The 9,398-nt window shown below is 72.0% G+C and carries 10 protein-coding genes; 7 read left to right on the forward strand and 3 right to left on the reverse strand.

What is annotated here, in order from left to right; all coding sequences use genetic code 11:
• Positions 1 to 67 precede the first annotated feature (67 nt).
• From gap to FF100_RS32490, 7 genes are all read left to right on the forward strand, one after another.
• On the forward strand, positions 68 to 1,075 hold the full coding sequence (gene gap, locus FF100_RS32460) for a type I glyceraldehyde-3-phosphate dehydrogenase (RefSeq protein ID WP_139040165.1): 1,008 nt from the start codon (positions 68 to 70) through the stop codon (positions 1,073 to 1,075).
• Between the two features lie 115 nt (positions 1,076 to 1,190).
• A complete protein-coding gene (locus tag FF100_RS32465) occupies positions 1,191 to 1,703 on the forward strand; it encodes a hypothetical protein (protein WP_139040166.1) in 513 nt (170 codons plus the stop codon).
• A 51-nt stretch (positions 1,704 to 1,754) separates the two neighbouring features.
• Positions 1,755 to 2,957 (forward strand): phosphoglycerate kinase, encoded by a 1,203-nt coding sequence (locus FF100_RS32470; protein WP_139040167.1) that lies wholly within the window; start codon positions 1,755 to 1,757, stop codon positions 2,955 to 2,957.
• A gap of 87 nt (positions 2,958 to 3,044) precedes the next feature.
• A complete protein-coding gene (fba, locus tag FF100_RS32475; protein WP_139040168.1) occupies positions 3,045 to 4,130 on the forward strand; it encodes a class II fructose-bisphosphate aldolase in 1,086 nt (361 codons plus the stop codon).
• A 144-nt stretch (positions 4,131 to 4,274) separates the two neighbouring features.
• Positions 4,275 to 4,988, forward strand: coding sequence for a thiamine phosphate synthase (locus FF100_RS32480; protein WP_139040169.1), 714 nt, complete (start codon positions 4,275 to 4,277; stop codon positions 4,986 to 4,988).
• A 2-nt stretch (positions 4,989 to 4,990) separates the two neighbouring features.
• Entirely contained in the window at positions 4,991 to 6,061 is a 1,071-nt protein-coding gene (locus tag FF100_RS32485; RefSeq protein ID WP_139040170.1) for a tetratricopeptide repeat protein, read from the forward strand.
• 154 nt (positions 6,062 to 6,215) lie between these two features.
• Entirely contained in the window at positions 6,216 to 7,652 is a 1,437-nt protein-coding gene (locus FF100_RS32490; protein WP_171070421.1) for a DUF2254 family protein, read from the forward strand.
• Positions 7,653 to 7,732: 80 nt separating this feature from the next.
• Here the strand turns inward: FF100_RS32490 and FF100_RS32495 are convergent, their stop codons facing one another.
• The 3 genes from FF100_RS32495 to FF100_RS32505 form a co-directional block, all read right to left on the reverse strand.
• Positions 7,733 to 7,963, reverse strand: coding sequence for an SPFH domain-containing protein (locus tag FF100_RS32495; protein ID WP_139040172.1), 231 nt, complete (start codon positions 7,961 to 7,963; stop codon positions 7,733 to 7,735).
• 89 nt (positions 7,964 to 8,052) lie between these two features.
• Complete coding sequence (locus FF100_RS32500) at positions 8,053 to 8,361, reverse strand: hypothetical protein (protein WP_139040173.1); 309 nt, start codon at positions 8,359 to 8,361, stop codon at positions 8,053 to 8,055.
• Between the two features lie 10 nt (positions 8,362 to 8,371).
• Positions 8,372 to 9,070 carry an acyl-homoserine-lactone synthase gene (locus FF100_RS32505; protein ID WP_139040174.1) on the reverse strand — a complete coding sequence of 233 codons (699 nt, stop codon included), beginning with the start codon at positions 9,068 to 9,070 and terminating at the stop codon, positions 8,372 to 8,374.
• Positions 9,071 to 9,398: the final 328 nt, after the last annotated feature.

Raw genomic sequence — 9,398 nt, forward strand, 5'->3', positions numbered from 1 at the left:
CCCGCCTCGCCGCGGGGCGCACCCGCCCCGGCTCCTATCGCCACGCAACCTCCACGGGAGAGAACACATGACGGTCAAGGTCGCCATCAACGGCTTCGGACGCATCGGCCGCAACGTCCTGCGCGCCATCAAGGAGGCCGGCCGCACCGACATCGAGGTCGTGGCCATCAACGATCTCGGCCCGGTCGAGACCAACGCCCACCTGCTGCGCTTCGATTCGGTCCACGGCAAGTTCCCCGGCACCGTCACGGTCGAGGGCGACCACATCGTGGTCGACGGCCAGCGCATCCGCGTCACCGCGATCAAGAACCCGGCCGAGCTGCCGCACCGCGAGCTCGGCGTCGACATCGCGATGGAGTGCACCGGCATCTTCACCTCGAAGGAGAAGGCCAAGCTCCACCTCGAGGCCGGCGCCAAGCGCGTCCTCGTGTCCGCTCCCGCGGACGGCGCCGACCTCACGGTCGTCTACGGCGTGAACCACGACAAGCTGACGGCCGACCACCTGGTGGTCTCCAACGCCTCGTGCACCACCAACTGCCTCGCCCCGGTCGCCAAGGTGCTCAACGACGCCGTCGGCATCGAGCGCGGCTTCATGACCACGATCCACTCCTACACCAACGACCAGCCGTCGCTGGACCAGATGCACAAGGACCTCTACCGGGCCCGCGCCGCGGCCCTGTCGATGATCCCGACCACCACCGGCGCCGCCAAGGCCGTCGGCCTCGTGCTGCCGGAGCTGAACGGCAAGCTCGACGGCACCTCGATCCGCGTGCCGACCCCGAACGTCTCGGTCGTCGACTTCAAGTTCAACGCCAAGCGCGCCACCTCGGTCGGCGAGATCAACGAGGCGATCAAGGCGGCGGCGAACGGCCCGCTCAAGGGCGTGCTCGGCTTCACCGAGGCCCCGAACGTCTCGATCGACTTCAACCACGACCCCCATTCCTCGACCTTCCACATCGATCAGACCAAGGTCATGGACGGCACCTTCGTGCGCGTGCTGACCTGGTACGACAACGAGTGGGGCTTCTCGAACCGCATGGCCGACACCGCCATCGCGATGGCGAAGCTCATCTGACCTGGACGATGCGACGGGCCGGCTCCCTCCAAGGGGCCGGCCTTCGTTTTCGGGCGGGCCCATCGCGGGACCGCCCGCGTTGACCCTTCAAGGATTCGCCCCCGAGGATCCGCCGATGACCGACGCCGCGCCCTCCACCCGCCCCGCGAACGCCGCCGACGCGGCCCTGCTCCAGGGGCAGGCTCCGACTCCGGCCGCGCCGCCGAACGCGGCGCCCGCCGTTCCGGCGCAAGTTCCGCCGAATCCCGTTCCCGCGCAGGTCCCTCCCCCGGCGCAAGCCGGCGCCCCCGCCCGGATCGCCGTCGCCCTGCCGACGCAAGTCGCGGACCAGCTCGCCCGCATCGAGGACAAGGCCTCGCGGATCGAGGACAAGTACGCCCGCTCCGAGGCTCTGCTCGGCCGCGTCGAGGACCGGGTCGAGGCGGCCGGCGCCCGCATGAACGAGGCCGCCCGCCAATCCGACCTCGCGGCCCTGCGCGGTGAGGTCCGGGCGCTGACCGAGCGCACCCGCGGCCTGCCGGGGATGGGGGCCCTGCTGCTCACCGCCGTGATCACCGCCGCGCTCACGGTGGCGCTGACCCTGGTGGCGCAGCGCCTCAACCTGCAGGCCCTGATCCCGCTGCGCTGAGCCGCGCCCCGCTCTTTCCGCTCATTCCCCGTCCGCAAGGTGCCCCCGCCGATGACCCGTTTCCGTACCCTCGACGATGCCGGCGACCTCAAGGGCAAGCGCGTCCTCGTCCGCGTCGACTTCAACGTGCCGATGGACCAGGGCCGCGTCACCGACGCCACCCGCATCAAGCGCGTCCTGCCGACCCTGCAGGAACTCGTCGAGGCTGGCGCCAAGGTGATCCTGCTCGCGCATTTCGGCCGCCCGAAGGGCAAGCCGGTCGCCGCCGAGTCCCTGCGCCCGATTGCCGAGGCCACCGCCCGGGAACTCGGCCGTCCGGTCGCCTTCGCGGAGGATTGCATCGGCGAGCAGGCCGCCGCGGCGGTCGCGGCGCTGAACGACGGCGACGTCCTGATGCTGGAGAACACCCGCTTCCACGCCGGCGAGGAGAAGAACGACGCGGGCTTCGTCAAGGCGCTCGCCGCGAACGGCGACGTCTACGTCAACGAGGCGTTCTCGGCCGCCCACCGGGCCCACGCCTCGACGGAAGGCCTCGCCCACGTGCTGCCGGCCTATGCCGGCCGCCTGATGCAGGCCGAGCTGGACGCGCTGACCAAGGGCCTCGAGGCCCCGGCCCGGCCGGTGGTGGCGATCGTCGGCGGCTCCAAGGTCTCGACCAAGATCGACCTCCTGAAGAACCTCGTCGCCAAGGTCGACGCCCTGGTGATCGGCGGCGGCATGGCCAACACCTTCCTGCACGCCGCCGGCCTCGGCGTCGGCAAGTCCTTGTGCGAGCGCGACCTCGCCGGCACCGCGCAGGCCATCATCGAGGCGGCGCGGGAGAACAACTGCGCCATCGTCCTGCCGGTCGACGGCGTGGTGGCCGAGGAGTTCAAGGCCGGCGCGCCCCACCACACCTACGGGGTCGACGCCATCCCGGAGACCGGCATGATCCTCGACATCGGCGGCCTGTCCGTCGACCGGATCGCGGCGGTGATCGACGACGCCAGGACCCTGGTGTGGAACGGCCCCGTCGGCGCCTTCGAGATCGCGCCCTTCGACCAGGGCACGGTGGCGGCGGCCCGCCACGCGGCAGCGCGGACCAAGGCCGGCCAGCTCGTCTCGGTGGCGGGCGGCGGCGACACGGTGGCGGCGCTCAACCATGCCGGCGTGTCCGAGGACTTCACCTACATCTCGACCGCCGGCGGCGCCTTCCTCGAGTGGCTCGAAGGCAAGCCGCTGCCGGGCGTCGACGCGTTGCGCCAGACAGCTTGAGGGTTCCGTTCAGGTCGGCGGGATTATGACGCCCGCCGACCCGTCCGTTATACAACTGCACGAACGACGATCTCGGAGGATTTCGACATGGCGCGCATCACGCTCAGGCAGCTCCTCGACCACGCCGCCGAGCACGGCTACGGGGTGCCGGCCTTCAACATCAACAACATGGAACAGGGCCTCGCCATCATGGCGGCGGCCGACGCCACCGACTCGCCGGTGATCCTGCAGGCGAGCCGCGGCGCCCGCGCCTATGCCAACGACGTGGTGCTGGCCAAGCTGATCGACGGCCTGGTCGAGATCTATCCCCACATCCCGGTCTGCATGCACCTGGATCACGGGAACAACGAGGCGACCTGCGCCACCGCGATCCAGTACGGCTTCACCTCGGTGATGATGGACGGCTCGCTCAAGGCCGACGGCAAGACCCCGGCCGACTACGCCTACAACGTCGAGATCACCCGCAAGGTGACCGAGATGGCGCACTGGGCCGGCTGCTCGGTCGAGGGCGAGCTCGGCGTGCTCGGCTCGCTGGAGAGCGGCGAGGGCGAGGCCGAGGACGGCCACGGCGCCGAAGGCGTCCTGTCGCACGACCAGCTGCTCACCGACCCGGCCGAGGCCGAGAAGTTCGTCGCCGCCACCAAGGTCGACGCCCTCGCGGTCGCCATGGGCACCTCGCACGGCGCCTACAAGTTCACCCGCAAGCCCGACGGCGCGGTGCTGGCGATGAACGTGATCGAGGAGATCCACCGCCGCCTGCCCAACACCCACTTGGTGATGCACGGCTCCTCGTCGGTCCCGCAGGACCTGCAGGACATCATCAACCAGTATGGCGGCGAGATGAAGCCGACCTGGGGCGTGCCGGTCGAGGAGATCCAGCGCGGCATCAAGCACGGCGTGCGCAAGATCAACATCGACACCGACAACCGGATGGCGATGACCGGCCAGATCCGCAAGATCCTGCAGGAGAACAAGGCCGAGTTCGACCCGCGCAAGTACCTGAAGCCGGCGATGGACGCGATGACCAAGCTGTGCAAGCAGCGCTTCGAGGAGTTCGGCACCGCCGGCCACGCCGGCAAGATCCGGCCGATCGCGCTCTCGGAGATGGCCAAGCGCTACGCCGCCGGCAAGCTCGACCCGTCCTTCGCCGCCCACAAGCAGGCCGCGGAGTAAGGCCGAGCCGGCGCGGGGCTTGCCCCGCGCCGCATCGCCGCCCCATTGACCGGGCAGCAGGGCGGGCGGCCGCAGGGCCGTCCGCCCCATGCGTTTTTTGCCCTCGCCTTGTCGCGCGCTCGAAGGCTCGAACCGAAGATCCCGATGGCCGAACCCCAGACCCGCCTGATCCTCCTCACGGCCCCCGAGGCCGGCCCGGACCTCGGCCAGCGCCTGGCGCGCGCGGTCAAGGCCGGCGACGTCGCCGCGGTGATCCTGCGCCTGCCGCCCGGCGACGAACGCGCGCTGGTCAACGCCGTCAAGGCGGTGGCGCCTGCGGTGCAGGAGGCCGGCGCCGCCCTGGTGCTGGCCGGGGGCGGGACCACCGACCTCGCCACCGTGGCCTCCCGCAGCGGTGCCGACGGCGTCCACGTGCCGGCGAACCATGGGGCGGAGGATCGGGCGGAGGCGGAGCCCTCGGAGGCCGCCGACGACGAGGAGGAGGACGAGGACGACGCCGAGACCCCGCTGCGCGCCTTGCGCGATCGTCTGCGCGACGGCCGCATCCTGGGGGTCGGGCGCCTGCGCACCAAGCACGCCGCCATGGAGGCCGGCGAGGCCGGCGCCGACTACGTCCTGTTCGGCGACGAGGCGAAGCTCGGCCTCGACGACCTCGTGGCGCGGCTGACCTGGTGGGTCGAGATCTTCGAGACGCCCTGCATCGCCCTCGCCCGCGACCTCGCGGCGGTGCCGGACCTCGTCGCGACGGGGGCCGAGTTCATCGGCCTCGATCCCGTCCTGTGGGCGGGGGAGGGCGGCGAGGCTGCGGTGGCCGAGGCGCAGCAGCTCATCCAGGCCCGCCCGGCCGGGGAGGGGTGAGGATGCGCCAGGTCCGCCTCGCGACCCTGACGCTCCTCCGGGCCTCGGCCCTGACGGCCGTGGGGACCTTGAGCCTCGCGGCCGGCCCGGTCGCGGCCAAGCCGACGCCGCCAGGCTCGACGCCGGCAAGCCCGGCGATCCAGGCTCCGGCAGCCCCCGCGCTGGGCGTCCAGACCTTCGGCGCGCCGAACCAGACCCTGCCGGGTGCGGCCTCGCTGCCGCCGGCGCCCTCGAAGGACCCGAACGCCGACCTCGCTTACGGGGCCTACCAGCGCGGCTTCTACGTCACCGCGTTCAAGGAGGCGACGAAGCGGCTCGAGACCAACAAGACCGACTTTGCCGCCATGACCCTGCTGGCGGAGCTCTACAGCCAGGGCCTCGGCGTGCGCCAGGACCCCAGGCGGGCGGCCGAATGGTACCGGCTGGCGGCCAATCTCGGCGATCCCCACGCCGCGGCGACCCTCGGCATGATGCAGATCGAGGGCCGCGGCGTGCCGAAGGACCAGGCCTCCGGCCGCGCCCTGCTGGAGAAGGCCGCCGCCCGGGCCGACGCGACCGCGAGCTACAACCTCGCCCTGATCCTGATCGGCACCGGCGTGCCGGCGGACCTGACCCGCGCCGCCGACCTCCTGCGCCAGGCCGCCCATCAGGAACTGGCCCCGGCCCAGCACGCCCTCGGCGTGCTCTACCTCCAGGGCCGCGGGCTGGCGAAGGACCCGGCCCGGGCGGCCGAGTGGTTCCGCCGCGCCGCCGATAACGGCGACCTCGCCGGCGAGGTCGAGTACTCGATCCTGCTGTTCAACGGCGAGGGCGTCGCGAAGGACGAGGCCCGGGCCGCCCGCTACTTCCGCCACGCCGCCTTCCGGGGCAACGCCGTCGCCCAGAACCGCGTCGCCCGGCTCTATGCCAGCGGCCGCGGCGTCGCGCGCAACCTGGTCGAGGCCGCGGCCTGGGACATGGCCGCCCGGGCGCAAGGCCTCTCCGACGCCTGGCTGACCCAGGCGGTGGCCGGGCTCAGCCCCGAGGAGAAGGCGCGGGCCGAACGGCTGGCCGCGGACCGCGCGGGGCCGTGAGCCGGGGCATCCGCCGAGAATCGGAACGTCACGCCGCAGCGCCTTTCGAACCGCCCCCGTACGAGGGCACGGGGCACGCCCGAGCGGGGGCCGGCACTGAGGCATCGGCGTGCCGATGCATCGGCGCGATGGGACTAGGACGGGATCCCGGCCCATGAACGCCATCGCCGCGGTTCCGAACCGCCTCGTCAGCGCGATCCGGCGCTCGTTCCGGCAGTTCCTCTCCCTGCCGCTCGCGACGGTGAGCGGGTTCATCGCCTTGAGCGCCCTGGTCTACCTCGCGGACGGATCGTGGTCCGGCGCCGAGGGACCGCCCGGCTTCCGCTGGCTCGGCGCGCTGATGGGCGACCGCGCCGCCCTGGCGAGCCTGCTCGCCACCGTGGCCTCGAGCATCATCACGGTCACCTCGATCACCTTCTCGCTCCTGCTCCTCGCCGTGCAGCAGGGCGCCGGCGCCCTGACGGCGCAGGTCACCGACCAGTTCATGGCGCGCCGGACCAACCAGTTCTATTTCGGCTATTTCGTCGGGCTGTCGGTCTTCGTCCTGACCACCCTCGTCACCAACACCGATTACCACCGGCCGGTCTTTGCGGCGGCGCTGAGCCTGCTGCTCACGGCCCTGGCTTTGTGCCTGATCATCGTGATGATCTACAACACGATCGACCAGATGCGGCCGGAGCAGATCATCCAGTTCATCCACGACAAGGTGCTGGAGGCCCGGAGCGCGGATCTCCGGTTGCTGGCGGCGACCCGGAGGGCGGAACGCCCCGGCTTCGTCGATCTCGCCCTCGTCCGGTCACGGGAGAGCGGTTACGTCGTCGGCCTCGACCCCGCCCGGATCGCGGCGGCGTTGGACCGGCACGGGCGAGGCGACGCCGAGATCGTGGTCCTGATCGCGCTCGGGACCTATCGCGCGGTCGGCGATCCGGTGTTCCGGCTGCGGGTGAGCCCGAGCGCGGCGTCGCGCATGGACGCGCGCGAGCGCCTCGCCGGCGAGGGCCTCGTCGGCGAGATCCTGGCCGCCTTCGTCTATGACGACGGCCGCGATCTCCAGAACAACACGGCCTACGGCCTGCACCAGCTCGCGACGATCGCCTGGACCTCGGTCTCGACGTCGAAATCCAACCCCAATCCCGGCCTCACCGTCATCCAGGCCCTGCGGGACATCATCGCGCAGTGGAGCCGGGGCGAGGTCGAAGCCCCGGGCGATGCCGGCGCCTGCATCGTCTACGGCGATGCGGCACCGGTCATCGCGACCGACGCGCTGGAGGCCGTGATCGTCGTCGCGTCGGAGTCGATCCAGTCCCAGACCCTGACGGAGGCCATCGCGACGCTCGCCATCCTGCTGCGCCACGTCGAGACGCCGACCGCCGAGAGACTGGCCGATGTCGCCCGGCGCGCCTTGTCGAGCCTCGGCGAGCACGTCCTGACGCGCCAGCTCGAAGCCTCCCTGGCCGATCTCGCGGAGGCCCTGACCGAGCGCGGCTTCGTCGCGACCGCCGAGGCCGTCTCCGCGGCCACGGCGGACCTCGCCGCCAGCCTGGGCAAGCTGAACTCGCGCTCGACCCGCGTGCCCGGACCGACGGCGTAGGGAGGCCCGGGGCGAAGCCGCGCGGATCCGGCTTTGCAGGCTTCTCGCAGGACTCGTGCAGGCCCCGGGCCCGCGTCCCGTCAGGAAGACATCGCCCGGTCGAGCTCGCCCTCCTCGCCGAAGCCGAGCTCGTCGAACACCGCTGCGGCGGCGCGGATCATCGCCTGCACGGAGGGCAGGTCGCGGATCTGCGGGCTCGCGCTGTGCTGCAGGTCCAGGATGCCGGCGGCGAGGCGCAGGGCCTGGATCTCGGCCCGGGCGGCCTGCGACAGGCCGGACGACGACAGAGAGGTCTGGAAAACGGGCGCCATGGTGCGTGCCTGGTCGAATGCGGAACGGGTTTGGGGATGCGCGGGCTCGCGACGGGGGCGGGACCGGGCCGGATGCGATGCGCCGAAGGTTACGACCAATGCTCCTCCGGCGCCGGGTTCACCCCGGAGGGCGGGTAGGTGCGGGCGACATGCCAGAGCGCGAGCCGGATCAGGTCGAGGGCGACCGGGTCCTCGCACGCGGCGGCGTGCCGGTAGGCCTCGATCAGGTGCTCGGCCAGAAGGTCGGCCGCGGCGCGGGTCCCGACGGTTGGCCGCGGGAGCCCGGACAGCTCGCCGGACACTTGCCGGGAGGCCTGGCGCGCGGCCTGGCGAACAGCTTGGCGGGACGCCTGGCGCAGGGCCTGAGTGGGAAGGCGGGTGCCATCGTGCTGCGTCATCGCTGCGGCCTCACGCTGCCAGGCCACGCCCGGACCGCGTGCGGTCCGGCGACCGGGTGCGGTCGGGCGAGCGGGCGCAGTCCGGCGGGGTCGGGGGAAGGGGGCCGGCCAGGACGGAGGCGACGATGTCGTAGGCCGCCCGGGTCTCCGCCAGGGCCTCCTCGCTCGCCGCGATCCGGACGGCGCAGAGCGAGACGCCGTCATGGGCGATCGGCAGGCCCAGCGGCCGCGGGCGCCAGCCGAGCTCGGCCATCTGGGGAATCCGGCAGGTCTCGGCGACGAGGTTCAGGTGCGGGATGGCCTGCTCCAGGCAATGCTCGATCAAGCCCGCCGCCACGATGCCGCCCGCCCGCGACAGCGGCTTCTCCTCGCGGTAGCGCGCGGAGGCGAAGAACCCGGCGGATTCCCAGATGTCGCGTCCGCGCGCGACGCCGCGGATCTCGGCGAGGTGCGGGAAGATCTCGCTCAGCGGCGTCGGACCGTCGGACGGCAGGAGCCGCGTGCCGCCCGTGACCCGCCCGTCCCCGTCGATCGCCACGAGGTAGCGCGTCGCCTCGGTGTCGAACCGGTCGCACCCTGCGGCATCGACGGTCCGGAGCGCCCGGCAGCCGCCTGCCTCGAAGGAGGCCCGCCGCAAGGCGTGGTGCTGCGCGAGCGCGTCCGCGTAGAGGCCGCGGTGCGCCGGGTCGATGACGTGGAGGCGGATCATGGCGTCCCTCGGTCCGGCCTCAGTAAGGTCAGAGGAGGGAGGAGCCCGGTATCCCCGAAAACCGGTAGGGTGGCGCCGGCGTGCGCAAATGGCGCACCCGAAATGCCGCTTTTGGCCGGACGGCCCTCGCGCCCGGAGCAGGGCCCTGGAGATCGGGGTGATTGGGATCAGGAGCTTGGGATCAGGGCTCCTGCGATCGTGGCCCTAGGCGGTGTGGACTCTTGGGGTTTCCCGGTTGGTTGAGACGTGATTCAAGGCTGCTTTTTGGAGAGCCGCTTTGGGCGTCCTGGACCGTCTCGTTCTTAGCGACACTCAGTGGGAGCGCATG

Source organism: Methylobacterium terricola, assembly GCF_006151805.1.
GTDB lineage: Bacteria > Pseudomonadota > Alphaproteobacteria > Rhizobiales > Beijerinckiaceae > Methylobacterium > Methylobacterium terricola.

What these genes read in the sequence shown, in the direction of transcription:
- FF100_RS32465 (WP_139040166.1), top strand. Translation starts at nt 1,191, where the DNA reads ATGACCGACGCCGCGCCCTCCACCCGCCCCGCGAACGCCGCCGACGCG.
- FF100_RS32505 (WP_139040174.1), bottom strand. Translation starts at nt 9,070, where the DNA reads ATGATCCGCCTCCACGTCATCGACCCGGCGCACCGCGGCCTCTACGCG.
- FF100_RS32485 (WP_139040170.1), top strand. Translation starts at nt 4,991, where the DNA reads ATGCGCCAGGTCCGCCTCGCGACCCTGACGCTCCTCCGGGCCTCGGCC.
- FF100_RS32470 (WP_139040167.1), top strand. Translation starts at nt 1,755, where the DNA reads ATGACCCGTTTCCGTACCCTCGACGATGCCGGCGACCTCAAGGGCAAG.
- FF100_RS32480 (WP_139040169.1), top strand. Translation starts at nt 4,275, where the DNA reads ATGGCCGAACCCCAGACCCGCCTGATCCTCCTCACGGCCCCCGAGGCC.
- FF100_RS32500 (WP_139040173.1), bottom strand. Translation starts at nt 8,361, where the DNA reads ATGACGCAGCACGATGGCACCCGCCTTCCCACTCAGGCCCTGCGCCAG.
- fba (WP_139040168.1), top strand. Translation starts at nt 3,045, where the DNA reads ATGGCGCGCATCACGCTCAGGCAGCTCCTCGACCACGCCGCCGAGCAC.
- FF100_RS32495 (WP_139040172.1), bottom strand. Translation starts at nt 7,963, where the DNA reads ATGGCGCCCGTTTTCCAGACCTCTCTGTCGTCGTCCGGCCTGTCGCAG.
- gap (WP_139040165.1), top strand. Translation starts at nt 68, where the DNA reads ATGACGGTCAAGGTCGCCATCAACGGCTTCGGACGCATCGGCCGCAAC.
- FF100_RS32490 (WP_171070421.1), top strand. Translation starts at nt 6,216, where the DNA reads ATGAACGCCATCGCCGCGGTTCCGAACCGCCTCGTCAGCGCGATCCGG.